The sequence below is a fragment of the Flexivirga aerilata genome, assembly GCF_013002715.1.
GTDB lineage: Bacteria > Actinomycetota > Actinomycetes > Actinomycetales > Dermatophilaceae > Flexivirga > Flexivirga aerilata.
Map to the genome: position 1 here is coordinate 319,645 of NZ_JABENB010000003.1, position 26,918 is coordinate 346,562.

The 26,918-nt window shown below is 69.5% G+C and carries 22 protein-coding genes; 9 read left to right on the forward strand and 13 right to left on the reverse strand.

Annotated features, from left to right (window positions below; translation table 11 throughout):
• Window positions 1-50 precede the first annotated feature (50 nt).
• On the reverse strand, window positions 51-1,412 hold the full coding sequence (gene pafA / locus HJ588_RS17130) for a Pup--protein ligase (RefSeq protein ID WP_171157878.1): 1,362 nt from the start codon (window positions 1,410-1,412) through the stop codon (window positions 51-53).
• Window positions 1,413-1,421: 9 nt separating this feature from the next.
• Window positions 1,422-2,264, reverse strand: a complete 843-nt coding sequence (locus tag HJ588_RS17135; protein WP_246242741.1) for an IMPACT family protein — start codon at window positions 2,262-2,264, stop codon at window positions 1,422-1,424.
• Window positions 2,265-2,342: 78 nt separating this feature from the next.
• Here HJ588_RS17135 and HJ588_RS17140 point away from each other — a divergent pair, with 78 nt between their 5' ends.
• Together HJ588_RS17140 and HJ588_RS17145 are read left to right on the forward strand one after the other, a co-directional pair.
• Entirely contained in the window at window positions 2,343-4,112 is a 1,770-nt protein-coding gene (locus HJ588_RS17140) for a hemolysin family protein (RefSeq protein ID WP_171157881.1), read from the forward strand.
• A complete protein-coding gene (locus HJ588_RS17145) occupies window positions 4,105-5,130 on the forward strand; it encodes a CNNM domain-containing protein (RefSeq protein WP_171158560.1) in 1,026 nt (341 codons plus the stop codon). The genes HJ588_RS17140 and HJ588_RS17145 overlap by 8 nt, the downstream gene beginning before the upstream one ends.
• A gap of 599 nt (window positions 5,131-5,729) precedes the next feature.
• On the opposite strand, the gene HJ588_RS17150 is transcribed toward HJ588_RS17145, so the two are convergent.
• Window positions 5,730-7,547, reverse strand: coding sequence for an HNH endonuclease signature motif containing protein (locus HJ588_RS17150; protein ID WP_171157883.1), 1,818 nt, complete (start codon window positions 7,545-7,547; stop codon window positions 5,730-5,732).
• A gap of 52 nt (window positions 7,548-7,599) precedes the next feature.
• Between HJ588_RS17150 and HJ588_RS17155 the strand changes: the two genes are divergently transcribed.
• Window positions 7,600-7,977: a VOC family protein gene (locus HJ588_RS17155; protein WP_171157885.1), complete on the forward strand. Its 378-nt coding sequence runs from the start codon at window positions 7,600-7,602 to the stop codon at window positions 7,975-7,977.
• Between the two features lie 115 nt (window positions 7,978-8,092).
• Entirely contained in the window at window positions 8,093-9,349 is a 1,257-nt protein-coding gene (locus HJ588_RS17160; protein WP_171157887.1) for an NAD-dependent epimerase/dehydratase family protein, read from the forward strand.
• On the opposite strand, the gene HJ588_RS17165 is transcribed toward HJ588_RS17160, so the two are convergent.
• The 6 genes from HJ588_RS17165 to dop form a co-directional block, all read right to left on the reverse strand.
• Entirely contained in the window at window positions 9,288-11,081 is a 1,794-nt protein-coding gene (locus tag HJ588_RS17165; RefSeq protein ID WP_171158563.1) for an ABC transporter ATP-binding protein, read from the reverse strand. The genes HJ588_RS17160 and HJ588_RS17165 overlap by 62 nt on opposite strands.
• A 173-nt stretch (window positions 11,082-11,254) precedes the next feature.
• Window positions 11,255-13,216 (reverse strand): ABC transporter ATP-binding protein, encoded by a 1,962-nt coding sequence (locus HJ588_RS17170; RefSeq protein WP_171157889.1) that lies wholly within the window; start codon window positions 13,214-13,216, stop codon window positions 11,255-11,257.
• Between the two features lie 261 nt (window positions 13,217-13,477).
• Entirely contained in the window at window positions 13,478-14,260 is a 783-nt protein-coding gene (gene prcA / locus HJ588_RS17175; protein ID WP_171157891.1) for a proteasome subunit alpha, read from the reverse strand.
• Window positions 14,257-15,084, reverse strand: coding sequence for a proteasome subunit beta (gene prcB / locus HJ588_RS17180; RefSeq protein WP_171157893.1), 828 nt, complete (start codon window positions 15,082-15,084; stop codon window positions 14,257-14,259). Before prcB ends, prcA begins: the two co-directional genes overlap by 4 nt.
• Entirely contained in the window at window positions 15,081-15,281 is a 201-nt protein-coding gene (locus HJ588_RS17185) for a ubiquitin-like protein Pup (RefSeq protein WP_171157895.1), read from the reverse strand. The genes prcB and HJ588_RS17185 overlap by 4 nt, the downstream gene beginning before the upstream one ends.
• 90 nt (window positions 15,282-15,371) lie before the next feature.
• The gene (gene dop, locus HJ588_RS17190) at window positions 15,372-16,901 is read right to left on the reverse strand and encodes a depupylase/deamidase Dop (RefSeq protein ID WP_171157897.1); all 1,530 of its coding nucleotides are present in this window, start codon (window positions 16,899-16,901) and stop codon (window positions 15,372-15,374) included.
• A gap of 38 nt (window positions 16,902-16,939) precedes the next feature.
• Between dop and HJ588_RS17195 the strand changes: the two genes are divergently transcribed.
• Genes HJ588_RS17195 through HJ588_RS17205 form a run of 3 tightly spaced genes read left to right on the forward strand, consistent with a single transcriptional unit; the run spans window position 16,940 to window position 19,645 of the window.
• Window positions 16,940-17,968, forward strand: a complete 1,029-nt coding sequence (locus HJ588_RS17195; RefSeq protein WP_171157899.1) for a Gfo/Idh/MocA family protein — start codon at window positions 16,940-16,942, stop codon at window positions 17,966-17,968.
• On the forward strand, window positions 17,965-18,330 hold the full coding sequence (locus tag HJ588_RS17200; RefSeq protein WP_171157901.1) for a DUF3054 domain-containing protein: 366 nt from the start codon (window positions 17,965-17,967) through the stop codon (window positions 18,328-18,330). The genes HJ588_RS17195 and HJ588_RS17200 overlap by 4 nt, the downstream gene beginning before the upstream one ends.
• Window positions 18,331-18,388: 58 nt before the next feature.
• Window positions 18,389-19,645 (forward strand): D-arabinono-1,4-lactone oxidase, encoded by a 1,257-nt coding sequence (locus tag HJ588_RS17205; RefSeq protein WP_171157903.1) that lies wholly within the window; start codon window positions 18,389-18,391, stop codon window positions 19,643-19,645.
• Between the two features lie 3 nt (window positions 19,646-19,648).
• Here the strand turns inward: HJ588_RS17205 and HJ588_RS17210 are convergent, their stop codons facing one another.
• From HJ588_RS17210 to HJ588_RS17220, 3 genes are all read right to left on the reverse strand, one after another.
• Entirely contained in the window at window positions 19,649-20,143 is a 495-nt protein-coding gene (locus HJ588_RS17210) for an FBP domain-containing protein (protein ID WP_343036775.1), read from the reverse strand.
• Between the two features lie 180 nt (window positions 20,144-20,323).
• The gene (locus HJ588_RS17215) at window positions 20,324-21,583 is read right to left on the reverse strand and encodes an MFS transporter (RefSeq protein WP_171157908.1); all 1,260 of its coding nucleotides are present in this window, start codon (window positions 21,581-21,583) and stop codon (window positions 20,324-20,326) included.
• Window positions 21,580-22,671, reverse strand: coding sequence for a DNA polymerase III subunit beta family protein (locus tag HJ588_RS17220; protein ID WP_171157910.1), 1,092 nt, complete (start codon window positions 22,669-22,671; stop codon window positions 21,580-21,582). The genes HJ588_RS17215 and HJ588_RS17220 overlap by 4 nt, the downstream gene beginning before the upstream one ends.
• Window positions 22,672-22,808: 137 nt before the next feature.
• Here HJ588_RS17220 and HJ588_RS17225 point away from each other — a divergent pair, with 137 nt between their 5' ends.
• Window positions 22,809-24,404, forward strand: coding sequence for a M4 family metallopeptidase (locus HJ588_RS17225; RefSeq protein WP_171157912.1), 1,596 nt, complete (start codon window positions 22,809-22,811; stop codon window positions 24,402-24,404).
• A gap of 90 nt (window positions 24,405-24,494) precedes the next feature.
• On the opposite strand, the gene HJ588_RS17230 is transcribed toward HJ588_RS17225, so the two are convergent.
• Entirely contained in the window at window positions 24,495-25,448 is a 954-nt protein-coding gene (locus HJ588_RS17230; protein WP_171157914.1) for a GlxA family transcriptional regulator, read from the reverse strand.
• Window positions 25,449-25,602: 154 nt separating this feature from the next.
• On the opposite strand from HJ588_RS17230, the gene HJ588_RS17235 reads away from it, so the two are divergent.
• Window positions 25,603-26,823 carry an MFS transporter gene (locus tag HJ588_RS17235; protein ID WP_171157917.1) on the forward strand — a complete coding sequence of 407 codons (1,221 nt, stop codon included), beginning with the start codon at window positions 25,603-25,605 and terminating at the stop codon, window positions 26,821-26,823.
• The last annotated feature ends 95 nt before the right edge of the window (window positions 26,824-26,918 follow it).

The window sequence follows — 26,918 nt, forward strand, 5'->3', positions numbered from 1 at the left end:
CCCATGCTGCTGTATGCCGCCTTGTGCTGGGACAGACCTGCCCTGCGGGGTCACATACCGTCGATGAGGCGCTGCACCCGCGGGTCGGCGGCACTGAACGGGTCCTTGACCAGCACCGTGCGCTGCGCCTGATCGTTGAGTTTGAGGTGCACCCAGTCGACGGTGAAGTCGCGCCGCTTGGCCTGCGCGGCGCGGATGAAGTCGCCGCGCAGCTTGGCGCGGGTGGTCTGCGGGGGGAACGTCTTGCCCTCGAACACCTCGACGTCGGAGCTGACCCGTGCCGCCTGGCCGCGCCGCTGCAACAGGTAGAACAGCCCGCGCCGGCGGTTGATGTCGTGGTAGGTCAGGTCCAGCTGCAGCATCCGCGGGTCGTCCAGCGCCAGATCGTTCTTGGCGGCGTACTGGTCGAGCAGCTTGTGCTTGATGACCCAGTCGATCTCGGTGTCGACCAGCCCCAGATTGCCGGTCTCGACGGCGGTGAGGGTCCGGCCCCAGAGATCCATGATGCGCTTGGTGAGGTCGTCGGTCAGGCCGCGCTCGTCGACATACTGCTGGGCCTTGTCGAAGTATTCGGCCTGGATCTGCAGCGCCGACAGCTCGCGGCCGTTGGCGAGCTTGACCGGAGCCCGGCCGGTGATGTCATGGCTGATCTCGCGGATCGCGCGGATCGGGTTCTCGAGGCTGAGATTCCGCATCACCACGCCGTCCTCGATCATCCGCAGCACCAGGTGCGCCGAGCCGAGCTTGAGCAGCGTGGTCGTCTCACTCATGTTGCTGTCGCCGACGATCACGTGCAGCCGGCGGTAGCGTTCGGCGTCGGCGTGCGGCTCGTCGCGGGTGTTGATGATCGGCCGGGACCGGGTGGTCGCGCTGCTCACGCCCTCCCAGATGTGGTCGGCGCGCTGGCTCACGCAGTAGGTCGGCTTGTGCCCGAGCAACGCGATCTTGCCGGCGCCGCAGGTGATCTGCCGGCTCACCAGGAACGGGATCAGGATGTCGCTGACCTTCTGGAACTCCCCCGCGCGCCCGATCAGGTAGTTCTCGTGGCAGCCGTAGGAGTTGCCGGCCGAGTCGGTGTTGTTCTTGAAGACGTAGATCTTGCCCTCGACGCCCTCCTCGGCCAGCCGGGACTGGGCCTCCTCCACCAGGCCCTCGATGATGCGCTCGCCGGCCTTGTCGTGGATCACCGCTTCGCGCACGTCGTCGCACTCTGGTGTGGCGTATTCGGGGTGGCTGCCGACGTCGAGGTAGAGCCGGGATCCGTTGCCCAGGAAGACATTCGACGACCGGCCCCAGGAGACGACCTTGCGGAAGAGGTAGCGGGCGACCTCGTCGGGGGTGAGCCGGCGCTGACCGTCGAAGGTGCAGGTCACGCCGTATTCGTTCTCGATGCCGAAGATGCGCCGCTCCATGTATCGACCCTAATCCTCGGGTGCCCGCACGTCAGCGGATGTCTCACGGGTGTCCCGCCATACGGTGCCGGTGCGGTGCGCGGTCGCTGCGCCGGCGGTGAGCGCCGCGAGCAGCGCGTCGACGGAGTCGGCGTCGTCGGCCGCCAGGTGCAGGGTGACGCCGGCGCCGGTGTAGTCGGCATCGAGCACCTCGACGGCTGCGTGAGCGCGCAGCCCGGCCTCCACCTTGCCGGCCTCGGCGTGGCTGAGCGGCACGTCGAGGAGGGCCCGCTGCCGTCGTATGACGGGAGTCGCGCCCGCCAGCGCCGCCTCCACCGCCCCTGCGTAGGCCCGGGCCAGGCCGCCCGTGCCGAGCAGGGTGCCGCCGAACCACCGGGTCACGACCGCGACGACGTCGGTCAGGCCGCCGTCCGAGGGGCCGGTGGTCGTGGCCCCGGTGGTCGTGGTGCCGGTGCGCGCCGCGTCTTCTCGCGCCGCATTGCCTCGCGCCGCATTGCCTCGCACCGCGTCGCCTCGCACCGCGTCGCCTCGCGCGGATTCGGCGCCCGAACGCAGGCCAGCGCGCAGGCCGGCGCCGGAACGCAAACCAGCGCCCGCGCGCAGGGCGGCGAGCATCGGCGCGCCCGCCGTACCGGACGGCTCGCCGTCGTCGTTGCTGCGCTCGATCCGGCCGTCCGGCCCGAGCACGAACGCCGAGCAGTGGTGCCGCGCATCGGCATACCGCGATCGCTGCTCCCCGATCACCGCCCGCGCCGCCTCCTCGGTCTCGACGCGCGCGACGACGGCAAGGAACCGCGAACGGCTCACCTCGATCTCGCCGGTGCAGGTCCGGGCGATGGTGCGGTAGGTCATGTCGGCGCCCAGCGTAGGCGGCCGGTCCCGATGCCGTTTCGCGTAACGGGGGTGCGGGCAGTTACCGTGGTGCCACTCATGATCGAACTGCTGTTGCTGTTCCTCGCCCTTCTGATGGTGCTCGGCTGCGGCATTTTCGTGGCTGCCGAATTTTCCTTCATCACCGTCGACCGGCCTTCCGTCGAGCGTGCTGCAGCCGGGGGTGACCGCACCGCGAACGGCGTGCTGCACGGGCTACGTTCGCTGTCGACCCAGCTGTCGGGCGCGCAACTCGGCATCACCATCACCAACCTCGCGATCGGCTTCCTCGCCGAACCGGCCATCGCCAACCTGCTGCACGACCCCCTCGAGTCGGTGGGTGTGCCGTCCGGCACGGTGCCCGCCGTCGCGGTCATCGTCGCAATGGTGCTGAGCACCGCCGGGACGATGGTCATCGGCGAGTTGGTGCCCAAGAACCTCGCTATCGCGCTGCCGATGCGCACCGCGCGCAGCGTCCAGGGCTTCATGCGCGGCTTCACCGCGGTCACCCGTCCGGCGATCGCGGTGCTCAACGGTGCCGCGAACGCGGCGCTGCGCCGGATGGGCATCGAGCCGACCGAGGAGCTGGCCTCCGCGCGCAGCCCGCAGGAGCTGTCCTTCCTGGTCGAACACTCGGCCCAGGCCGGTGTCCTGCCGGCGGACACCGCGCGGCTGCTGCGGCGCAGCCTGGAGTTCGGCGAGCATCGGGCGAGCGACGTCATGACCCCGCGCAGCACGGTGCACTTCGTCGGCCCCGACGACTCCCTCGCCGATGTCGTGCGCCTGGTTCGCGCCACCGGGCATTCGCGCTTCCCGGTCCTCGACGCAGCGACCGACGAAGTGATCGGCGTCATCTCCACCGGGCAACTCCTACGGGTCCCGGCGCCGAAACGTGCTGACACGTCAGTGCGTTCGGCGATGCGGTCCGCCCTGCTCGTGCCCGCATCCGTCGACCTCGACTCACTGCTCGGCCAGCTGCGGGGCAGCAGCCAGCAACTGGCCGTCGTGATCGACGAGTACGGCGGCGTCGACGGCGTCGTCACGCTCGAGGACCTGGTGGAGGAACTCGTCGGCGCGGTCGACGACGAGCACGACACCCGCACCGCCCCTGTCCGGGAAGTCGTGCCGGGCACGTGGGAGCTATCGGGCCTGCTGCGGCCCGACGAAATCCGCGACGCGATCGCCGTCGAACTGCCGGAGGACGAGGAGTACGAAACCCTCGGCGGCCTCATCGTCGACCGACTCGGCCGGCTCGCGCAGGTCGGTGACGTGGTGCGACTGCAGCTGTATGACGAGGACGCCGCGCCATACGAGGTCGAGCTGAAGGTGCTCGCGATGGACGACCTGCGCGTGGACCAGGTGCGGGTGACCGTGCACCGGGACACCCACAGCCGCAACGCACACGACGGCAAGAATTTCGACGGCAACGACTTCGACGGCAACGAAGGCGGTCGCGACAATCGCGACGCTAACGAAGGCCGCCGCGACATCAATGCCGGTGACGCCAATGCCGGTGATGTCGACAGAACGGCAACTCGCGGCGACACCGGTGACCGCGACGTTAATGCCAGTGACGTTAATGCCAGTGACGCCAATGCCGCTGACCCCAGCACCGGTGATGTCGATACAACGGCAGCTCGCGGCACCGGTGACCGGGATGTCAACGCCGGTGACGCCACTACCGGTGACGTCGATACCCCAGGCGCCCGCGGCGACATCGCCGACACCGCAGACAGGGCCGACCGTGCCAACCGCGCGCGGCAGGCCGACCGTGCCCACCGCGCGCGGCAGGCCGACGGCGAGAACGAGGCAGGTGAGCAGCGTGGGTAACTGGATCGCCCTCGGTTTCGCCGTCGTGCTGTTGCTGCTCAACGCGTTCTTCGTGGGGGCCGAGTTCGCGCTGATCTCGGCGCGCCGTTCGGCGGTCGAGCCGCACGCCCGTGCCGGGTCGCGCGCCGCCCGGATCGCCGTGGGCGCGATGGAACAGGTGTCGCTGATGATGGCGACCGCTCAACTCGGCATCACCCTGGCGTCGCTCGGCCTGGGTGCGCTCGGTGAACCGGCAGTCGCGCATCTGATGGAGCCGGTGTTCCACGCGCTCGGCATGCCCGAGTCGGTCAGCACGATCGTCGCGTTCGTCATCGCGCTCGCGATCGTGGTGTTCCTGCACGTGGTGCTGGGCGAGATGATCCCGAAGAACATCGCCCTGGCCGGGCCCGACCGGGCGGCGTTGTGGCTCACTCCCCCGCTGGTGCTGATCAGCCGCCTGCTCTGGCCGTTCGTCGTGTCGCTGAACGCGCTCGCCAACCTCGTCCTGCGCATCCTGCGTGTGGAGCCCAAGGACGAGGTGAGCAGCACCTTCAACCGTGACCAGGTCGGCGAGCTGGTGGCCGAATCGCGACGGGAGGGCTTGCTCGACGACGCCGAACAGGCCCTGCTCGCAGGCGCACTCGGCTTCGAGGAGCAGACGGTGGCCGACGCGATGGTGCCGATGGACCGGGTGGTGACGGTGCCCGCGTCAGCATCGCGCAGCCGGGTCGAGCAGATTGCCGCCGACGCCGGCTACTCGCGACTGCCGGTGGTCCCGGGGACCGGCGGACTGCCGGTCGGCTACCTGCACCTGAAGGATCTGCTGATCCTCGACGGAGACGACACCTCGGAGACCGTGCCGGCTAGCCTGCTGCGTCCGCTGCCGAGGCTCGACCGGTCCGACGATCTCGGCGCGGCCATGGAGATGATGCAGCAGCGCCAGGTGCATCTCGCGCTGGTGACCGACGGCGCGACGCCGGTCGGGTTGCTCGCGCTCGAGGACGTGCTGTCTCGCCTGATCGGCCGGGTCGGCGCCTGATCGGGCCGGCTCGCAACAATCGGGCAGATCAGCGGACAACCGTGCGGCGAGAGTGTGGCGAGTGCACCACAAGTCAGGCGGCGGTCGTCGGGCGCTCGGCGAGTCGCGCAGCTGCCCGCCGGTCGCGCTCGGCCACCCGCCGGTCGCTCGGCCCTGTGAACGCCGATCAAGCATGTTAAGGATCGGAGCTTCAGTGGGACAAATTTAGGTTGTGTCCTTGATTGCCTCGCAGAGCCCCCGTCAGGTGCCCCGCAGTGTCCCTCGTCGCGCTTCCTGGACTGCCTTACACCACCCGTTCGCCGTTGAATTGTCGTTGTGTCGTTGTGTCGTTGTGTCGTTCTTGAGTGACTCTTGATTCGCTCGGGAGTCGCTCAAGAGTCGCTCGGGGGTGGCAGCGATTTCGTGCGCGGAGCCAGTGGGTTCGCTGTCTTCGTTCGCCGCGTCGTCCAGTGCTTTGTATGGGTGAGCACTGCCGTCGCCACTGGTCACCACGTGGACACCGGCAGGAACTCGTCGGGTACGACTCGTCGGGTACGACTCGTCGGGTAGGGCTCGTCCGGTAGCGCAACGGCCAATCTGGGGAGCGTCACTCGGGAACCTCATCCGGGTTCGTCATCCTGGTCGCCGCTCGAGTTGGGCTGGCCGGCGTGGCGGGTATGGCCGGTATGGCCGGCGCGACTCTCCGCGCTGCCGGTGTGCGGGCGGCGCCGGGCATCGAAGCGCACCCACGCCAGGTGGAGGGTGTCGTTGGTCGGGCCGGCATAGGGCTCGAACCTCGGTGGTGGCGACGCGACGCTGGCACGCACCGGCTGCGCGGTGACGGCAGCGCCCTCGCTGGGAGGTGGCGGCGGCTGCCGATCGAGCGGAGGCGTCAGACCGAGTGGACCGATCTGCGCCCCACCGCGCTCGACGAACAGCACACCGTCGCGACGGCTGGCGTCGCCGACCATCGTGAACGCGCCGCGATGATGTTCGTGATGGTGGAACCGGCACAGCATCAGCAATCGGTCGGCATCGGTCAGGCCGCCGTCGATCCAATGATCGAGGTGGTGACACTCCAGATTGTGCAGCGCGAGGCACCCCGGGAACCGGCAACCGCGATCGCGGTCCTCCAGGACATGCCGGGTGTGCTCGGGGACGATGCGCTGCGCGCGGCCGACACTGATCGGTCGACCCTCGGACTCCCAGATCGGTTGCACGACGCCGTCGCACACCATCCGATCGCGCAGACTCGGCGGGATCGCGGCACCCTTGTGCAGCCAGGCGCTGCCCGCCGTGTCGAGGTGCAGGTAGACGCGGTAGCGACGGGCGCGCGTGCTCTCCACAGGAGCTCCATGATCGAGCGAACGCTCCGCCAGGAGCGTCATGGCCTCGCCGAGCGTCACCTTCGTGGGTGGCGGCGGATCAGCCGACGCGTCCTGGCCGTCGGTCGGACCGGACGTCTGCGACCGACGGAGCGCGAACAAGGCATCCTTGGCCTCGAGCAGAGCCTGCTCCACCAATGCGCCGATATCCGCCGGTGCGTCGTAGTTGAGTATGAATCGCCCTGCTGTATAACGCATTTCGAGCCGTGCCTGCGCGATCGCCGGGTCGAACAGTGAGGGCAGTCGCCGCTCCGCGGCCTCAACCGCGTCCTGCTGCCGGTCGGGATCGGAGGGATCATCGGTGCGGTCGCCGACCGGGCCGTCGACCGGGCCGGCTACCGAGCCCTCAATCGGGTCGCCGGGCAGGTATGACGGCACGCACTGAGCATCGGCATCCGTCGATGCCTCGGCGTTGAACTCGTATCGGGCGAGGCTGCGCCGAAGCTGGGTCACGGTGGCGTAGGAAGCGAACTCGGACACGTCATCGTCGTAAGCGGCCGGGGTGTACTTCGCGACCACGGCGGCCTGTCCGAGGGTGAGCTTCCCGTCGTCGAGCAGCCTTGTCATGGTGGGCAACTCACCGGCACGGCCAGCGATCCGGACGATGTCGTGAGCGCTCGACCAGGTCAGCCCGGCGAAGGCGGTCAGCCAGTGCTCGGGTGACTTGAGCCCGGCACCGGCCCACAGTTCGTCCGCCAGCACGCGACGCATCAACTCCACCAGCCGGCTGTGGCCGTCGTTGATCTGCCCGCAGATCTCGGCGAGTTCGTCGCGTGCGGCCTGCAACGCACCGCCCGGCAGCGCGGTTTCGTCGCCCGGGGCCAACAGGTCGACCGGCTCCATACCGTCGTGGTCCATGCCGCCGGGATCGATGGGACCGGAGTCGTTGGGGTCGGGACCGTAGGGGCCGAGACCGATGGAGTCGGGCGCCATGGCGCCGGGACGGCCGGCATACGACGAATCGGCATACGACGAATCAGTAGGAAGGGCAGCATTGTTCGCGCTGCCGCCGGGCCGTGGCACCGGCTGCCTGCTGACTCGTCGTCCTGACATGTGACCAGTCAAACACCGACCACCGACAGCGCCCGACCACTAGGCTGGTGAGATGACCGTGACCCAGCTGGACCACCTCGTTCTTCGTGTCGCGGACGTCGACCGCGCGCTGGCTTTCTACACCGAGGCGCTCGGCTTGACCGCCGAACGGGTTGACGAATGGCGCGCCGGCACGGTGCCCTTCCCGTCGGTCCGGATCACCGGCGAGACGATCATCGACCTCGTGGTGGGCGAGCCCTCGGCCGCGCTCGACCACTTCTGCCTTGTGGTCGACCCCGGCGACGCGGATGCCCTGCTCGACAACGAGCGGCTCGAATTCGCTGACCGCACCCCCGCCGAACGCTCCGGCGCGCGTGGGACCGGCATGTCGCTCTACACCCACGACCCGGACGGCAACACGATCGAATTGCGTTGGTATCCGGCCGATTAGCGAAAGCGCGCCTGTCGCTGATTCGTCTTGCGCGGCGAATGCGGACCGCCGGCGTTCCCCTGCTCTGAGCAGCGCGCCGTTGCGTCGGGCCGGCTGACGTGCTGCGGTGGCATGCATGCGACTCCTGGTGCTCGGTGGAACTGGCTGGCTCGGCGGCGAGATCGTACGTGCCGCCCTCGCGCGCGGCTACGAGGTGGTGTGCCTGGCTCGCGGGACCTCCGACGTGCCTGCCGGTGCGACGCTCGTGCGCGCGGATCGCGATGATCCAGAGGCTTATTCGGCGTTGGACGGACATGAAGCGTCGGCCGGATTCGACGCGGCGATCGACCTCACCCGTGACCCGGAGCACGCGCGCGGTGCGGTCGGCGCGCTGCGGGACCGGGTGCCGCACTGGGTCTTCGTCTCCACCTGCTCGGTGTATGCCGACGACGCCACTCCGGGCCAGGACGAGTCGGGGCCGTTGCTGCCGGCGTTGACCGGCGCCTACACGATGGAGCGGTATGGCGAGGCCAAGGTCGCGTGCGAGGAGGCGGTGCTCTCGTCATACGGGATCGAGCACGCGATGATCGCGCGCTCAGGACTGATCACCGGTCCGGGCGACCACAGCGACCGCACGGGGTATTGGCCGCTGCGGTTCGCGCACCCGGCGAGCGACGACGGAGCCGTGCTGGTGCCGGACGCTCCCGACGCGGCCGTGCAACTGATCGACGCGCGCGACCTCGCAGCGTGGCTCGTCGACGGCGCGGCGCACCGAACCGCGGGCGTCTTCAACGCCATGGCGCAGCACGTGCCGCTGCCTGAATACCTCGACACCGCAAGGCAGGTCGCGGGTCACGCGGGCGCGGTGGTGCCGGTCGATCAGGCGTGGATCGCCGCGCACGACATCGCGCCGTGGAGTGGTCCGCGCAGCTTCCCGATCTGGCTGCCGCAGCCGGAGTATGCCGGGTTCGCGACCCGCCGCGTCGATGCCGCACTCGGTGCGGGTCTGCGGCCGCGACCGCTCGCCGACTCGATCCACGACACCCTGGCCTGGTGCAGGCCGGTCCGGGCCGCCGGCGGCGGGCCGGGCTCTCCCCCGCCGACGAGCGCGAGCTGCTGGCCGGCCGCGAGTAGGCGGCGCCGCACGAGGGGCCGGTGCAACCGCACGAGAACCCGGCGGCGCTGCACGAGGACCCGGCTGCACGGCACGATGAGCCGGTGCAACCGCACGACGACCCGGCGGAACCGCACGAGGAGCCGACGCACCGCGCGACGACCTGGCGGAACCGCACGAGGAGCCGACGCACCGCGCGAGGACCCCGCCGCACGCATCACGCGAGCGACGACACCCACGCCCGGTGCAGGGCGGCGTAGCGGCCGTCGTCGGCGCTGATGAGGTCGGCCGGGGCCCCGTCCTCCAGCACCTGCCCGTGCTCCAGCACGAGCACCCGGTCGGCGACCTCGACGGTCGACAGCCGGTGCGCGATGATCAGCGCGGTGCGATCGGCGAGCACGGTCTCCAGGGCGCGCTGCACCAGGCGTTCGCTCGGGATGTCGAGCGACGAGGTCGCCTCGTCGAGGATCAGGACGGCGGGGTCGGCGAGGAAAGCCCTTGCGAATGCGACCAATTGGCGCTGCCCCGCGGACAGACGTCCGCCGCGCTTCTCCACCGAAGTGTCATAGCCGTCCGGCAGTCCCTCGATGAAATGGTGCGCTCCGACGGCCTCCGCCGCGGCGCGCACCTCGGCGTCCGTCGCGCTCGGTTTGCCGAAGCGGATGTTGTCGGCGACGCTGCCCTCGAACATGAAGTTTTCCTGCGTCACCATCACCACGTGCCGCCGCAACTGCGGCTGGTCGACGTCGCGCAGGTCAGTGCCGTCGAGCGTGATGCGGCCGGAGGTCGGGTCGTAGAACCGGGCCATCAGCTTGGCGATGGTGGTCTTTCCGGCGCCGGTGGTGCCGACCAGCGCGACCGTCTGCCCGGCCGGGATCTCGAGGTCGAGACCGGGCAGCACCGGCCGGTCCTCGACGTAGCCGAACCGGACATCGTCGAATCGCACTGCGCCCTGGACGTTTTCCAGCTGCTTCGGCTCGTTGGGGTCGGCGATGCCCGGCGTGGTCGCGAGCACCCCGGCGAGCTTCTCCAGCGCGGAGGACGCGGACTGGAAGGTGTTGAAGAACTGGGTGATGTCCTGCATCGGTTCGAAGAACATCCGCAGGTAGAGCAGGAACGCGGCCAGCACGCCGACGGTCATGTGGCCGTGGAGGACGCGCCATCCGCCATACAGCAACACGATGCCGGTCATGATGTTGCCGACCAGCTTGACCGCGGGCATGAAGATCGCGATTAGCCGGAACGTCCGCTCGTTGATCGCCCGGTAGCGCTCGGCGACCTCCTCGAAGATCTCCTGGTTGCGCGGCTCGCGGCGGTAGGCCTGCACCGCCTTGATCCCGGTCATCGTCTCGACGAACTGCACGATCACCAGCGCGGCGCTCTCGCGCACCTCGCGGTAGGTCTTGCTCGACTCGTTGCGAAACCAGATCGACAACGCAACCAGGACCGGGAAGCTGATCAGGCAGATCAGCCCGAGCTCGACGTCGAGCGTCACCAACAGGATCGCGGTGCCGAGCAGGGTCAGCACCGCGGTGATCAGGCTGTCGAAGCCGTTTTCGAGCATCTCCTGGATCGCTTCGACGTCGTTGGTCGAGCGGCTGACGACCCGGCCCGAGGTGTACTTGTCGTGGAAGCTGACGTCGAGCCGCTGGAAATGCCGGAACACCCGGCGGCGCAGTTCGAGCAGTGCGAGCTGGCCGATGCGGCCGGACTGCCGCAGGAAGAACCACCGGCTGATCGCCTGCACCGCAACGACCGCGCACAGCACACCGACGACCACCAGCAGGTCGTGGGCGTTGCCGTCGCGGGTGATCGGCGGCACTCCGTGGTCGATGCCGACCTGCACCAGCCGGGGCACGGACAGTCGCGCAATGTTTTCGACGACGACCGCGACCAGCAGCACCGCCACCAGCCTCTTGTATGGCGCAAGCAGCGATCCGAGCAGCGCACGCGACTCCCGGCGCAGTGGTCGCTGCTCGTCGATCGGCAGGTCGTCCTTGCCGTCGGACATGACGCCGCGCCAGCGCTGCTCGGGGCGATCCGTCGTCGCCGCTGCCTGCTGGCCTGTCTGTGTTGTCTGTGCAGCCTGTGCCGTCTGTGCTGTCGTCTGTGCTGCTGCCTGTGCTGTCGCCTGTGCGCTCTTCGCCCGCTGCGAATCGGCCTGCTGCGTCTGGGTATCGGCGCTCAACGCCGCACCTCCCGTCCGGTCTCGGTGCTCTCGCCGGCACCGCAGTCGCGGCACGCCTCCTCGGCCCCGGACGCCACCTCGTGCCCGCACCGCAACTCGGCGCGGGCGTCGTCGGTGTCCCAGACCGGGTCGGGCGGCGCACCGTCATCGAGTTCGTCGTCGGCGGCGAGCAGGTAGCGGTAGTGCGGCACGGTCGCGAGCAGTTGGGCGTGGGTGCCGACGTGGGTGATCGTGCCGTGCTCGAGCAGCGCGACCCGGTCGGCGAGCAAGACGGTGGACGCTCGGTGCGCCACGACCAGACCGGTGACGTCGTGCAACATCCGGCCCAGCGCCTCCTCGACCAGCGCCTCGGTGTGCACGTCGAGGGCGGACAGGGTGTCGTCGAGCACCAGGATGCGCGGCCGGGCGAGCACCGCGCGCGCGAGCGAGAGCCGCTGCCGCTGCCCGCCGGACAGGCTCATCCCCTGCTCGCCGATGCGGGTGTCCAGCCCGAACGGTAGGTCGTGCACGAACTGCGCCTGCGCGACCTCGATCGCTTCCGCGATCTCCTCGTCGCTCGCGTCGGGCCGGCCGAGGGTGAGGTTCTCCCGCACCGACAGAGAGAAGAGTGTGGGGTCCTCGAAGGCGGTCGCGACCGTGCTGCGCAGCGCCGGCAGGCTGAGCTCGCGGACGTCCGTGCCGTCGATGCGGATGCTGCCCTCGGTGACGTCATACAGCCGCGGGATGAGTGCGGTGAGCACCGACTTGCCGGATCCGGTGGCGCCGACGAGGGCGATCGTCTCCCCCGGCTCGATCTCCAGGTCGACGTGCCGCAGCGCCCACGCGCTGTCGCCGCCCTCACTGCCGTCGCCGCCGTCGTTGCCGGGGAAGCGGAAGCCCACGTCCGACAGCTGCAACCGGCCGCCGGCGCGCGCTTCGTCGACCGGACCGTCGGTGATGTCGACCCGCGCGTCGAAGATCTCCGCCACCCGATCGGCCGCGGTCATCGACTCCTGCGTCATCGACAGCAGGAAGCCGAGCGACGCGATCGGCCAGACGAGCGACAGCATCATCGTGATGAAGGCGACGAGCGTGCCGAGGGTGATCCGGCCCGACCCGACGGCTGCCGCGCCCAGCCCGAGCACCACGATCAGCGTCAGGTTGGGGATCACCTCCAGCAGAGTCCAGAAGCGGGCCTGCAGGCGAACCTTGCGCACCTGGATGTCGAAGAGCTCGCTCACCTGCCCGTCGAACCGGTCGAAGACGTAGTCCTCCCGGCCGAACGACTTGATGACGCGCAGGCCGAGCGCCGACTCCTCCACCCCGGTCGCGACGACGCCCGCCTGGTCCTGTGCCATCCGCGACAGCACCGTGAACTGCCGCTGGTTGTGCAGCACGGTCGCGGTGATCGGCGCGACCGAGAGCAGCACGACGACGCCGAGCGGCCAGTACATCGCGAGCAGGATGCCGGTGATCACCACGATCTGGGTGACGTTGAGCAGCAGGAAGACCACCCCGAAGCTCAGGAATCGGCGAACGGTGCTGAGATCGTTCATGATCCGCGACAGCAGCTGACCCGACTGCCACTGGTTGTGGAACGACATCGGCAGGATCTGCAGCCGCGCGTAGAGGTCCTTGCGGATGTCGCGCTCGACGCCCATCGTGGCCCGCGTGACCAGCCACCGCCGGATGAACCAGAGGACGGCTTCGAGCACGCCGACGCCGAGGGCCGCCGTGCCGAGCACCCACAGACCGCGCTGGTCGTGATGCTGCACCGGGCCGTCGATGACCGCCTTCGTCATCAGCGGTATGGCGATGGTCGCGCCCAGGCTGACGAACGCGATGACCACCATGGTGATCCACCGGGCCCGGTATGGCCGCAGGTAGGGCAACAACCGCAGCAGATCGGTATGCCGCCGCCTGCGGGTCGGGATGGGCGCTATCGCCGGTTCGGATCGCAGGCGGGCTGGTGCGGTCATCGTGGTGCGGGTCCCCCTTGACGTGGCGGTGGAGCAGCGCTCCCTGGGCCGATCAGCCTGCACCTTCAAGCGCGCTTGAAGTCAAGACGAGCGTGGCAGCACGACTGGTCAGCACCGGACAGCTCTGGGTAGCTCTGCTGTCTATGGATCATGCCAGAAGGCACCGACAGCCCTCACGTCCTTTTACCGCCGGCCGCACCCACAACTCACCGGCCGCACCCACAACTCACCGGCCGCACCCACAGCGGCCCGCAGCGGGGATCAGACCTGCTGCTCGTCCTCCGGCCGGTGCGTGTCGTGCACCCCGCGGGTGGTCTTGTCGTCGCCCGGTGGCACGTCGCTGGTGGGGTCGTCCGGGCTGAGCAACGCGGTGAGCAGGTCGCCGCTGATCCGCCGGAACGTGCGGCGTTCGCGGGAGCGGTCGAGCACGGCGACCTCCAGCTGGTCCGCGCCGAGCTCACGCTGGTCGCCGTCGGTGCCCCGGCCGAGCGCATCCACGGCCAGCCGCAGCGCCGCGCCCAGGTCGAGTCCGTCGGACCAGTGCTCGCGCAGGTCGGTGTTGATCTGCTCGGCCGCCCCGCCCATCGCCACGAAGCCGCGTTCGTCGGCGACCGAGCCGTCATAGGTCAGCCGGTAGATCTGGTCCTCGGCCTGGGTCGGGCCCACCTGGGCGACGACGATCTCGACCTCGTAGGGCTTGGACTCCTGGGTGAAGACCGTGCCGAGGGTCTGCGCGTAGGCGTTGGCCAGGCCGCGCGCGGTGACGTCGGAGCGGTCGTAGGAGTAGCCGCGGAAGTCGGCGTAGCGGATGCCGGCGACCCGGAGGTTCTCGAACTCGTTGTACTTGCCGACCGCGGCGAAACCGATGCGGTCGTAGATCTCGGAGATCTTGTGCAACGCCCGGCTCGGGTTCTCCGCGACGAAGGCGATGCCGCCGTCGTAGGTCAGCACGACCACCGAGCGGCCGCGGGCGATGCCCTTGCGCGCGAAGTCGGCCCGGTCCTTCATCAACTGCTCGGGCGAGACGTAGAACGGCATGCTCATCGCAACTCACCGCCCCGCGGCTCCTGGCGGCCGGCGACGACCCGGGCGACCACTTCCTCGAGCGTGTCGGAGGCGACGAAGCGCACGCCGTCGGCGTCGATCACCGCGACCGTCGGCCAGATCCGCCGACCGAGGTCCGGTCCGCCGGTGGCGGAGTCGTCGTCGGCGGCGTCATACAGCGCCTCGACGGTGACCCGCACCGCGGCGTCCTGGTCGAGGTCGCGGCGCCACAGCTTCTTCAGTGAGCCGCGCGCGAAGAGCGAGCCGGAGCCGACCGAGTGGTAGTCGTGCTCCTCGTAGGGGCCGCCGGTGACGTCGTAGGAGAAGATGCGGCCGCGGCCGGTGTCGATGTCGAAGCCGGCGAAGAGCGGCACGACCGACAGGCCCTGCATCGCCATGCCGAGGTTGCCGCGGATCATCGTGGCGAGCCGGTTGGCCTTGCCGACGAGCGAGAGGCGGGTGCCCTCGATCTTCTCGTAGTGCTCCAACTCGACCTGGAACAGCCGGACCATCTCGATTGCCAGGCTCGAGGACCCGGCGATGCCGACCGCGGAGTAGTCGTCGGTCGCGAAGACCTTCTGCATCTCGTGGTTGGCGATGAGGTTGCCCATCGTCGCGCGCCGGTCGCCGGCGATCAGCACCCCGCCGTCGTAGGCCAGCGCGACGATCGTGGTGCCGTGCGGCACGTCGATCGGGGCGCCGCCCTGCACGCTGCGGGAACCCGGCACCAGGGTCGGCGCGTGGTCACCGAGGAAGTCGGTGAACGACGACGACCCCGGCCGGCTGTATGGCGACGGCAGCCGCGTGTCGTCGGCCTTGCTCACTGGCCGCCCTTCTGGACGAAACCGCGCACGAACTCCTCGGAGTTGGACTCCAGCACGCCGTCGATCTCGTCGAGCACGCTGTCGATGTCGCTGTCGAGCTCCTGCTTGGCGGGCGCCGTGGCCGGTGCCGGCTCGGGTGCGTCGTCGGCCGGGTCGGCGTCGCGCCGCTGCGGACTCTTGTGTTCCTGAGTGGCCATGCTCTCGTCCTCTCGTGCGGAGACTTCAACCCTAATCGTCGGTCCCGACAGATGCGACGGGTGTCTCGCGGCGTGCCGCGAGACGGGAGTTCACGCCCCGGTCGGCGCGTCCTGGGCGAGCAGCCGCAGGAGTTCGTCGGCGCTGCCCGCCTGCTCCAGCAGCCCGCCCACGTGCGACTTGGTGCCGCGTTCCGGCTCGAGGGTGGGCACCCGCTGCAGGCTCGGCTGGCTGCGTACGTCGAAGATCACCGAGTCCCAGGACGCCGCCGCGACCTCCTGGGGGAAGCGCGCGAGACAGGTGCCGCGGAAGTAGGCACGGGTGTCCTCGGGCGGCGCGGTGACCGCGGCGCGCACCGTGTCGTCGTCGACGAGTTGGTCGACGCGCCCGGCAGCGAGCATCCGGTTGAACAAGCCCTTGTCGGCGCGCACGTCGGACCACTGGATGTCGATCGCCTTCAGGCGCGGGTCGGACCACTCGAGCCCGTCGCGTGCCCGGAAGCCTTCCAGTGCCTGCAGTTTCGTGACCCAGTCGACCTCCCGGGCGGCGTCCATGGGGTCGCGCTCGAGCGTCGTGAGCACCTGCTCCCAGCGCTGCATCACCTCGGCGGTGTCGGGATCGAGCTCCCCGCCATACGTCTGCTGGAGCCAGGTGTCGGCGAGTTCGTAATAACTCCAGAGCAATTGGACGCCGGTCATGGTGCGTCGGCCGGCCACCTCGACGGTCGCCTTGAGCGTCGGATCGTGCGACAGCCGGTGCAGCGACTCGACCGGCTTGTCGACGGTCAGGTCCTCGGTCACCGCGCCGGCCTCGATCATGCCGAGCACGAGGCTGGTCGTGCCGAGCTTGAGCAGGTTGCTGACGTCGCTGTGGTTGGCGTCGCCGATGATCACGTGCAGCCGGCGGTAGCGCTCGGCGACCGCGTGCGGCTCGTCGCGGGTGTTGATGATGGGCCGTTTGAGGGTCGTCTCCAGGCCGACCTCGACCTCGAAGAAGTCCGACCGCTGGGCCAGTTGGAAGCCGGGCCGGGTGGATTCGACGCCGATGCCGACCCGGCCGGAACCGCACATGACCTGCCGCGCCACGAAGAACGGGATGAGGTGGCGCACCACGTCCGCGAACGGCGTCGCACGGCTCATCAGGTAGTTCTCGTGGGTCCCGTAGGAGGCGCCCTTGCCGTCGGTGTTGTTCTTGTAGAGGTTGACGCCGGGCGTGCCGGGCACCGCGAGCAGTCCGACGGCCTCCCGCATGACCAGCTCGCCGGCCCGGTCCCAGGTGATCGCCGCGCGCGGCGTGGTCACCTCCGGCGAGCTGTATTCCGGGTGGGCGTGGTCGACATACAGCCGGGCGCCGTTGGTGAGCACCACGTTGGCGAGGGTGGGGTCTTCCTCGTCGGTCAGCTGGCTGGGGTCGGCGATCGCGCGGGCCATGTCGAAACCGCGGGCGTCCCGCAGCGGCGCCTCGTCCTCGTAGTCCCAGCCGGCGCGGGCCGCTCGCATGCCCTGCTGGGTGGCGTATGCCGTGACGACCCGCCCCGACAACACCATCGGGTTGGCGGTGGGGTCCCCCGGCACGGAGATGCCGTACTCGGTCTCGATGCCCATCACCCGGCGCACAGTCATGGCCACGACCCTACGACGGGTTTGGGAGGATGAGCGGCATGGCCCGCCTTCCCTCACCGACGACACCCGACCCGATGGACGCTCCCCCGCTGCGATGGGGTGTGCTCGCGCCGGGCGGGATCGCCTCGACGTTCGTCGCCGCGCTGCAGGCGGGCACCCGGCAGCAGGTGGTCGCGTGCGGTTCGCGCAGTCTCGAGCGGGCTCGCGAATTCGCCTCCCGTTTCGGGGGTTTCACGGCATACGGCTCGTATGACGAGTTGGTCGCCGACCCCGAGGTCGACGTCGTCTACGTGGCGTCCCCGCACTCGGGGCACCACGACCTGGCGCTCTCGGCGCTGCGTGCGGGCAAGCCGGTCCTGGTCGAGAAGGCGTTCGCCCGCAACGCGGCCGAGGCACGGGAGATCATCGACGAGGCACGCGCGCGCAAGCTGTTCTGCATGGAGGCGATGTGGTCGCGCTTCCTGCCCCGTTATGACGTGGTGCGGCAGGCGGTCGCCGACGGCCTGATCGGCACGCTGCAGACGATCGTCGCCGATCACGGGCAGCTGCTCTACCCGAACGGCCCGCAGCGGCTCACCGATCCGGCGCTCGCCGGAGGTGCACTGCTCGACCTCGGCATCTACCCGATCTCGCTCGCCGCGATGTTCATGCCGGGTGAGCTGTCGGTGAGCGCATCGGGCCTGCTCACCCCCGAGGGCGTCGACGCCAGCGAGGTGGTCGCCCTGACCGGCGGCGACGTGCTCGCGTCGTGCGTCTCGACGATGACGGGCCAGACCGCGAACACCGCTGTCATCGCTGGTGATTCGGCTCGCCTGGAGCTCGACGGCTGGTTCTACCAGCCTGGCCCGGTGCGGCTGGTCGCACACGGCGACACGGTGCTCGACACCTACGTGCCCGCCTCCGCCGAGCACGGGCTGCACTTCGAGGCAGCGGAGGTGGCCCGCCGCATCACCGCCGGAGAGACCCAATCGCCGCTGATGCCCTGGGACGAGACGCTGCGGATCATGCAGATCATGGACGAGGTGCGCGCCCAGCTCGGTGTGCGCTTCCCGGGTGAGCCTTCATGAGACGCGTCCTGCCGGCTGCTGTGCTCGACGTCGTGGTGATCCTGGTGTTCGCCGCGATCGGCCGGGCATCGCACCACGAGTCCAACCCGGTGGTCGACGCGCTCGGCACGGCCTGGCCGTTCCTGATCGGCGCCGCGCTCGGCTGGGCGGTCTCCTTCGCCGTATGGCGCGAGGCGCCGCTCCGGGTGCGCCACGCCCTGCCGGTGTGGGTCTGTGCGGTGGCGGGCGGCATGCTCCTGCGACACCTCACCGACCGCGGCGTCGCCTTCTCCTTCGTCGTGGTCGCGACGATCTTCCTCGGGGTCTTCCTGCTCGGCTGGCGAGCGGTCGCGTCCCTCTCGCAGCGAAAGGCATCCGCATGAGCACCCCACGAAGTTCCTCCTCCGCTTCGCTCCCCCGGATACTTCGCGAGGACCCCGCATGAGCACCCCACGAAGCAACTGGTCAGGGACGTACGAGTACCGCGCCGACAAGAGGCTGCAGCCGGCGTCGGTCGAGGAGCTACGGCAGGCGGTCGCCGACGCCCCCGCGGTCAAGGTCGCCGGTTCCGGCCACAGCTTCAACGGGATCGCCGACAGCGAAATCGGCTGGCAACTGGACCTTTCCGGGCTCATCGCACCCCCGGTGGTCTCCCCCGACCGCACGACGGTCGAGGTCAGCGGAGCCATGACCTACGGCGCACTCGTGCCGCACCTGGCCGACGCCGGTCTTGCCCTGTCCAACCTGGCATCGCTGCCGCACATCACCGTCGCCGGCAGCGTCGCGACCGGCACCCACGGCTCCGGCGCGCGCCAGCCCGGGCTCGCCGAGGCGGTCGACGCGATCGAACTGCTGACCGCCGACGGACAGTTGCGCTGGTACGACCGCACCGACCCGGTCTTCCCCGCGCTCGTGGTCTCGCTCGGCGCGCTCGGCGTCGTCACCCGCCTCCGCCTGCGGGTCGAGCCGGCGTTCGACGTGCGGCAGGACGCCTTCACCGGGCTGACGTGGTCGCAACTGGTCGCACGCCTCGACGACGTCCTCGAAGCCGCCTACAGCGTCAGTGTTTTCGGCCGCTGGATCGGCGACGGTCCCGACCACATCGTCCTGAAGTCGCGGGCGCCCGCGGCCGTCGACCGGCCGGATCTGCCGGGTGCGCAATGGACCTCGCAGACGCTGCACCCGCTGCAGGCATCCGGGGCGACACCCGACGCGGTCACCGAGCAGGGCGGCCGGCCCGGCGTGTGGGCCGACCGGCTGCCGCACTTCCGCCTGGGCTTCACCCCGAGCGCCGGCGCCGAAATCCAGTCGGAGTTCTTCCTGCCACGCGCGGACGGCGCCGCCGCGATCGACGCGATGCTCGCCGTGGGCGACGCCGTCGCACCCGCGCTGCTGGTCGCCGAGATCCGCACGATCGCCGCCGAGTCGCAGTGGCTGAGCCCGGCATACGACCGTGACTCGATCGCCTTCCACTTCACCTGGCGACCGGATGCCGAGGCCGTCCACGAGGCGCTTGCGGTGGTCGAGCGCGCGCTCGCGCCATACGATCCGAGGCCGCACTGGGGCAAGGTCTTCGTGCGGCCGGGCCGGCTCACGGGCACCTACCCGAAGCTGGAGGACTTCGAGCGGGTGCGTCGCGAGCTCGACCCGGACGGGAAGTTCCTCAACGACTTCCTGCGCGAGCACGTCGCCGGCTAGGGGCTACTCCCCGCGCAGCACCGAGCGGGCGAACCGCGCCGCGCGCTCCTGCAGCCCGGCGACGCGCTGCTGCACGAACCATGCCCGGTCGGCGTCGTTGTCGCTGACGACCTCGGTCAACGCCGGTTGCCGCCGGACGTTGGCCGAGCAGCCGAAATCGGAGCAGATCATCGTGCCGATGGTGTTGCCCCGCTTGCCGGCTGCGCCGGTGCGGCGGGCGACGTAGAGGCTCACGTCGTCCTCGACGACGACGTCCTGGCACCAGGCACAGACCGCCTTCCGGCGTGGTCCCTTCGGAGCGGCCGTGGTCAGTCGCAGGCCGACGACGTCGTCGCCGAGCTCGACGACCACGTAGGCGTCCCGCTCGCGTTTGGCGTCCCGCCAGCCGAGGAAGTCCAGGTCGTCCCAGGACACGGCGGACAGGTCGGGCACGGACGCCTCACGTGCCTCCCGCTTGGAGGCGTTGACAAAGGACGCGCGGATTTCGTTTTCGGTCAAGGGTTTCAAGGGTCACTGCTTTCGATCGAGTGTGAGAAGAAGGCGGCACTCAGCCGCAGAGGAGATGCGTGCACGGGACGGCTGAGCAGGCCGACGCGGCCACCTCGCCCCCTGCGGTCCAGCCGCGCATCTGCTCGCTCCTTCGGACAACTCGATCGCGCGCCAGTCTCTCGGCGCACCTCAACCAGTATGCCGGGTCCGCCCTACCGGCCGCATCCAGGATTTGGCGAGCCACCAGAGGGTCGTGATCAGCAGGACCGCTCCCGCGCCGATGAACGCCGTTGGTGCTCCTACGGATTCAACCGATGACGTGAAAACGAACGTTGTCACGAGCAGCGGCAGCATCTGGGCGAGCAAGAGGATCGCCTGGTATCGAGCGAGCTGCCCCGGCGGCGTTGCTGCCAGGTAGGCCGGCCAGAGGTGGCCGGTGCACGCAGCCACGCCGACGCCGAGCAACACCGCGCCGGCGCCTGCGGCCCACGGGCTCGTGGCAAGTCCCATTCCGGTCAGTCCCACGGCTTGGGCGAGCAGGCCGGCGGTGACCGCCAGCAGCTGACGCCGCCAGACGCCCCACCGCGCGATGACCGCGGTGACGGGCAGGCCACCGACGATCCATCCGGCTTCGAGCAGGCCCGACACCGTTGCACCCCAATCGTTTTCACGAGCCAGCAACGGCGTGCCGAGCACCACGGCCGGGAGCACGACTGCGGCGATGACGGCGGTTGCCACGAGAGTGCGCCGCAGCGTGAGGTCGTCCCACACGTCCCGCAGCGTTCGCCGGAGAGGGACACGCTCCGAGGTCGCCGGAGCAGCACGCAGCGGTGGGCGGATCAGGACGAGCACGGTGAGGACGACTGCGAAGCTCACCGCGTCGATCACCGCCGCGCCGGTCAGACCGAGTGCGGCCACCACGACCGCGCCGAGCGCGGGGCCGGCAAGACGGGCCAACCGTGCGAACGTGCTGTTCACCGCCAACGCGCGCGGCAGTGCCGCCCCGTCGACGAAGAGACGTGGCAGCACTCCGGTGGCGGGCAGGTAGAAGGCATCGACCACCCCGGCCAGGACCGACACGGCCACCAGGAGGGCGGCCTGCACGCCGTCGAGCGAGGTCCAGACCGCCAGGGCGACGCACATGACGAACATCGCCAGGTCGCCGGCCACCAGCACCTTCCGGATGCCGAGCCGGTCGGCGGTCAGCCCGCCGACCAGCAGCAGCGCGATGCGCGGCGCGACGACCACGGTCGTGACCACGCCGGCGAGATTGGCGGACAATCCCGTTGCATACCAGACGATCCCGAACTCCAGGATCCCGGTGCCGAGCGTGCTGATCGCCGTCGCACCCACCCAGATCAGGTATGGCGCAGGCAGCGGCTCGCGCACCCGCACCGCGGCCCGCGCAGTCCCCGCGTCCGCCGTCGCGCGCCGTGTGCCGACCTTCACGGCCGCTCCCGGCGGACCGGCATCACCACCGTGGTGAACGTGCCCTGGTCGGCCGACCGCACCACGGCGGGACGCGACGGGTCGTCGGCGAGCTCGAGGAGCACCTCCGGCCCGATGCTGGTGCTCACCGCCTGGGCGAGCAGGCCCGGGCGGAAGGCAGCGGCCAGCGCCGCGCCCGTGCACACCGCGGGCAGCCGCACGCCGTGCCGGTCACCATCGAGGCGCAGGTCCAGATGCTCCGCACCCGTGGTGAGCACGAGGACGTCGTCACCGCCCCCGCGGCCGGTGCGGTCGATCTCGTCGAGCAGGCGCTGCCGGTCGACGGTGACGCGTGCCGCGGTCGCGGGCAGACCGGCGAGAACCGCCTGATAGGAGGGGTATTCGGCCTCGATGGTCGGCACGGCGAGGCGGGCATCCGTCGCTTCGAGGGCAGCCTCGTGGTCGGTCGCCCGCAGCCGGACCCGGTCACGGCGGCTCGCCCACGACGCCAGCTCGGGCAGCGACGCGGACGGCACGACCAGGGCACGATCCGGTCCGCTCACCTCGTGCAGCGGCAGACTCCGCACCGCCATCCAGTAGCGGTCGGTGGCGACCACCGTGAGGCCGTCGACGGTGATCTCGAACAGCACACCCTGCAGCGCAGGAATGTCCGGCGCGGCGGCCGCGGCCGGCGACACCTGCCGGATCGCGCTGGCCAGCTCCGGGCCCGGCATCGTCGCCGTCGTGGGCTCCCGGTCGCTCTCCCCCGCGGCGCGCAGCGATGCGATGACGTCGTCGGTCGTCTCCCGTGCGCGCCGGGCCCGACCGGCGGTCTCCTCGGCATACGACCGCAGGACGGCCCGTGCTTGGTCCGGGTCCCCGTCGAGCACCAGCCGAATGTCCTGCAACGGCAGGCCGATCGCCCGCAACCGGCTGATCGCGATGCCGCGCCGCTCCTGCGCCGCCGTGTAATAGCGGTAGCCGGAGGCGCCGTCGACCTGGTCCGGCCGCAGCAGCCCGCAGTCGTCGTAGAACCGCAGCGCGCTCGGGGTCAGCCCGACCAGCCGCGCGAACGAGCTGATGGTCAGCAGGGGTTGTTGATCGTGCACGCCGTCAGCTTGCAGCTTCAGCCAAGTCGAAGGTCAACCGGCTGCGAAAGTGTGGCCCGCTGTTTGCCCCATCATGACAGGCGGCCAGCTACGCTGACGATCGCCCAACTCGGGGCATACGAAGGGAATCCCCCGTCATGAGAAAAGCCCGTCACGCCTCTCTCCTGCTTGCCTTCACCGGGGCGACCGTCGCCGTTGCCACCGCGACCAGCAGCGGCGCGTTCGCCGCACCGGGTGCCGACTCCGGCCGGGTGCGGTCGACCACCGCCGTGCGGCTCGACACTGCCCAGACCGACGGCGCGGTGGGCGCGGTGACCTCCGACCGTGGCCGCTACGGCCTGTCGGCCGACCAGAAACTCACCAAGAAGTCGGCGCTGCTGGACAGCACGGGCACCACGCACGTGCGGGTGGCGCAGTCCTACAAGGGGCTGCCGGTGATCGGCGGTGACACGGTGATCCACCGCACCAAGCGCGGGCAGGTGTCGCTCTCACGGACGCTCACCAAGCCGCTCTCGCTCGACGTGAAAGCGGCGAAATCCGCTCCGGCACAGTCGCGTTCGGCGAGCAAGGCGACCCTGGTGGTGGACGCGACGGCGAAGCCGCGTCTCGCCTGGCAACAGACGGTCACCGGTGTGCAGGCGGATGGGACGCCGAGTCGGAAGCTGGTCTACACCGATGCGAAGACCGGTGCGGTGATTCGCTCGGAGGAGCGGGTGATGACCGTGGGTGGGCAGGGCAATTCGTTGTATGGCGGGACGGTGCCGCTGGAGTTGACCCAGAGTGGTGGCAACTACCTGATGAAGGACCCGACCCGCGGCAACACCTACACGGTCGATGTCCGCAACGGCACGGATGTGGCCGTCGTCTGTCCCCTGCTCGGCATCTTCTGTGCCTCGGGTCCGGTCTTCTCCGGTCCGGACACCAGCTTCGGCAATGGCACGATGTCGAGTCGGGAGTCTGCGGGTGTGGATGCGCAGTTCGGCACGGACGAGACGTGGGATTACTACAAGACCAACTTCGGCCGTAACGGGATCTTCAACACCGGCAAGGGGTCCTTCAACCGGGTCCATTACGGGCGGAACTATGTGAATGCGTTCTGGGACGGCACGAAGATGACGTATGGCGATGGGGATGGTGCGAACTACGGGCCGTTGACGTCGTTGGACGTGGCCGGGCACGAGATGAGTCACGGGGTGACGGAGAACTCGGCGAACCTGACCTACAGCGGGGAGTCGGGTGGTTTGAACGAGTCGACCAGTGACATCTTCGGCACGATGGTGGAGTTCTTCTCGGCCAATGCCAAGGACACCGGTGACTACCTGATCGGGGAGATGTTCGACAAGACCGGTAAGGGTCTGCGGCGGATGGACAACCCGGCCGCCGACGGCAAGAGCGCCAACTGCTGGACCTCGAGCGTGGGCAGCCTGAATGTGCATTACTCGTCGGGGGTGGGTAACCACTTCTACTACCTGCTGGCCGAGGGGTCGGGTGCCAAGACGATCAACGGTGTCGCGCACAACTCCCCGACCTGTGACGGCAGCAGCGTGGCTGGGATCGGCCGCAGTGATGCCCAGCAGATCTGGTACCGGGCGTTGACGGTCTACATGACCAGCAGCACCAACTACGCCGGTGCCCGCACCGCCACTCTCAACGCCGCCAAGGACCTGTATGGCGCGACCTCCGCGCAATACACCGCGGTCGGCAAGGCCTGGAGCGCCGTCAACGTCAAGTGACCTCGGGCGGCCTCGCAGGACGCGGTCGACTGGCCGCACTCTGCGAGGCCGCGGTGTCCATGGGGACGAGCCCTCGAACGTCGGTTACCGCTAGGCCGGGCCTGCGGCCGGTGAGTGCCGCCGCTCGCGGCGGTAGTGACTCGGGCTGCTTCCCACGACGCGCCGAAATGCAGCACGGAAGGTAGTTGCGGACGCGTAGCCGCACCGTGCGGAGATCACGTCCACGGGTATGGCCGTGGACTCCAGGAGCCGGCGTGCGTGGTCCGTCCGGAGGCCGTTCAGCCAGCGCCCGGGGGAAGCTCCGACTTCGTTCTCGAATCGTCGGTTGAGTGTGCGGGTGGACATCCCTGCCGCCCTCGCGAGGTCTTTGACGCCGATGGATACTTCGATTCGGTCGTGTACCCACGCCGACAGATTCGCGAGCCAGTCGGCGTCGGAGTGCAACGGTTCCGGGCCAGCGAACTGTGCCTGACCGCCGTCTCGGTAGGCACTGACCACCAGCCGGCGCGCCACAGCGTTGGCGGCTGAGATCCCGTGGTCCTGGCGTATGAGGTAGAGGCAGAGATCGATGCCTGCGGTGGATCCGGCACCGGTGATGACGCCGTCGTCGACATACAGCTTGTCCGGGAGGACAAGGGTGTCCGGGTACATGCTTCGAAGCAACCCGCAGCGGCGCCAGTGCGTGGTCGCGCTGCGGTGGGCAAGCAGGCCGGCTGCGGCCAAGACGAACGCGCCGGTGCAGATTGAGACCACCCGTTTTCCCCGCGCGTGAGCCAGGCGCAGCAGTTCCAGCACCTGCGGATCGAACGGGCCGGTCAAGTCCCCGGTGCTGGGCACGATGAGCGTATGCGCCTCGACCGCTTCGTCGAGCGGCGCAGTGGGCTGGACGACCACGCCGCCAGCGAGGGCCACGGCGGTCTCGGCGTGGACCTGGACGTCGTACAACGCGCCCTCGCCCCAGTCGTAACCGAGGGCTTCACCGGGGATCCCTGTCTCGAACATCGTCGAGCCAGGCTGTAGTAGCACCGCAACCTTCTGTCGCATGGCTCAAATCTATTGAAGGTTGGCATGGAACCGGCGTTGTGGCGAGGTGGTCTTGACGAGGCTGGCCGCAGACCGACCGACTCACGTCCGCCTGGCTGTGGTTGTGGCGACGCTTCGAGACGGTCCTTACTCGTGAGGAAGGAGCCGACCACTGGTGTCTGCGCGCACACTGAGTTCCCGGCAGCGTCGCGAGCTCGGTGCCGCCACCGCGATCGTCGCGACCTACTACGGCATGGCCCGATTCGGCCTGGGCTTGTCCGCACCTCGCGTTACCGAAGAAGGTGTGGTCACGACCGCTCAGATCGCCACGGCTTCCTCGCTGAGCTTCGCTACCTACGTGCTCGCCTGTTTCCTCAGCGGCTCGATGCTGCGGCGCGATCGATGGCGCCTGAGCCTGCTTGCTGCGATGGCATGCGCAACACTCGGATGTGTAGGAGCCGCGACCGCCACGACATCCATCGCGTTCCTGCTCTCGATCGCTGTCGGGGGTGCTGCGGCTGGGTTCGCGTCCGGTGCGGTGGCCTACCGCTTGGCTCGCGACATCCCAGTTTCCGGGGAGCAGCGATCCCAAGCCGTCGCCAATGCCGGCACCGGCACGGGCGTAGCGGTCGCGACCGTCTTGATTGCGCTTCCGGGCGGATGGCGCACGATGTTCTTCGTTGCAGCGATATTCGCCCTGGTCGCCACCTCGACGCTGCTTCGCGCCTCCCCCGCCGAGGGCGGCGATCCGCAAGCGGTGGCGGCGTCGGAGGAGCCGGGCCCGCGCCGCGACCTAGCTCTGCCCGTGCTCCTCACCGTGTTGATGGGCGCCGGCAGCTCAGTCTTCTGGACCTACGGTCGAAGCCTGGCCGAAACCAGCGCCGGCCTCACCGACGCCGCATCGTTGTGGTTCTGGGCCATGATCGGAGTCGCCGGGATCATCGGTTCGGTCTCAGGCGATCTGTCGGCGTTTGCAGGCACCCGGCTGTCCTGGTGCCTCTGCTCTGTTCTCCTGGCGGCCAGCATCGCGCTCCTGCCACAGGCAGCGGGCATCACAACCGCCATCATTCTCGGGGCCATCTTCGGCGCCATCTACGTCATGTTGTGTGGTCTGACGATCGAGTTGGCCCGGCAGTCGTGGCCGCACGCCGTCGGCGCCGGAACTGCTCTCCTGTTCGCAACGATCACCGTGGGCCAGGTCGTCGGCGCCATCGTTGCCAGCCTCACCGTCGACCAGTTCGGGATGGCTACCCTGTTCCGACTCGGCGCCCTCGTCAGCGGTCTCGGAGCGATTGCGGTCTGGGCACCTACGCCGCCCGTGCGCACCCGCCGGCCCGCGGACCTCCAGCGGCATCCGACCAACGGCGCCGAGACCATTCCCAGTCCAAGACGGTGATTCGGCGCTGCGCCTCGCGCAGCAGAAGCGCCGGAGCCGGCGGACCATCGCGGTCCGCCGGCTCCGGCGCGAAACTGCTTGAACGACAGGCGATT

Excerpts from the sequence above, each read along its gene's own strand:
- pafA (WP_171157878.1), bottom strand. The coding sequence starts at position 1,412 with ATGGAGCGGCGCATCTTCGGCATCGAGAACGAATACGGCGTGACCTGC.
- HJ588_RS17135 (WP_246242741.1), bottom strand. The coding sequence starts at position 2,264 with ATGACCTACCGCACCATCGCCCGGACCTGCACCGGCGAGATCGAGGTG.
- HJ588_RS17140 (WP_171157881.1), top strand. The coding sequence starts at position 2,343 with ATGATCGAACTGCTGTTGCTGTTCCTCGCCCTTCTGATGGTGCTCGGC.
- HJ588_RS17150 (WP_171157883.1), bottom strand. The coding sequence starts at position 7,547 with ATGTCAGGACGACGAGTCAGCAGGCAGCCGGTGCCACGGCCCGGCGGC.
- HJ588_RS17155 (WP_171157885.1), top strand. The coding sequence starts at position 7,600 with ATGACCGTGACCCAGCTGGACCACCTCGTTCTTCGTGTCGCGGACGTC.
- HJ588_RS17160 (WP_171157887.1), top strand. The coding sequence starts at position 8,093 with ATGCGACTCCTGGTGCTCGGTGGAACTGGCTGGCTCGGCGGCGAGATC.
- HJ588_RS17165 (WP_171158563.1), bottom strand. The coding sequence starts at position 11,081 with ATGTCCGACGGCAAGGACGACCTGCCGATCGACGAGCAGCGACCACTG.
- HJ588_RS17170 (WP_171157889.1), bottom strand. The coding sequence starts at position 13,216 with ATGACCGCACCAGCCCGCCTGCGATCCGAACCGGCGATAGCGCCCATC.
- prcA (WP_171157891.1), bottom strand. The coding sequence starts at position 14,260 with ATGAGCATGCCGTTCTACGTCTCGCCCGAGCAGTTGATGAAGGACCGG.
- HJ588_RS17185 (WP_171157895.1), bottom strand. The coding sequence starts at position 15,281 with ATGGCCACTCAGGAACACAAGAGTCCGCAGCGGCGCGACGCCGACCCG.
- dop (WP_171157897.1), bottom strand. The coding sequence starts at position 16,901 with ATGACTGTGCGCCGGGTGATGGGCATCGAGACCGAGTACGGCATCTCC.
- HJ588_RS17195 (WP_171157899.1), top strand. The coding sequence starts at position 16,940 with ATGGCCCGCCTTCCCTCACCGACGACACCCGACCCGATGGACGCTCCC.
- HJ588_RS17200 (WP_171157901.1), top strand. The coding sequence starts at position 17,965 with ATGAGACGCGTCCTGCCGGCTGCTGTGCTCGACGTCGTGGTGATCCTG.
- HJ588_RS17205 (WP_171157903.1), top strand. The coding sequence starts at position 18,389 with ATGAGCACCCCACGAAGCAACTGGTCAGGGACGTACGAGTACCGCGCC.
- HJ588_RS17225 (WP_171157912.1), top strand. The coding sequence starts at position 22,809 with ATGAGAAAAGCCCGTCACGCCTCTCTCCTGCTTGCCTTCACCGGGGCG.
- HJ588_RS17230 (WP_171157914.1), bottom strand. The coding sequence starts at position 25,448 with ATGCGACAGAAGGTTGCGGTGCTACTACAGCCTGGCTCGACGATGTTC.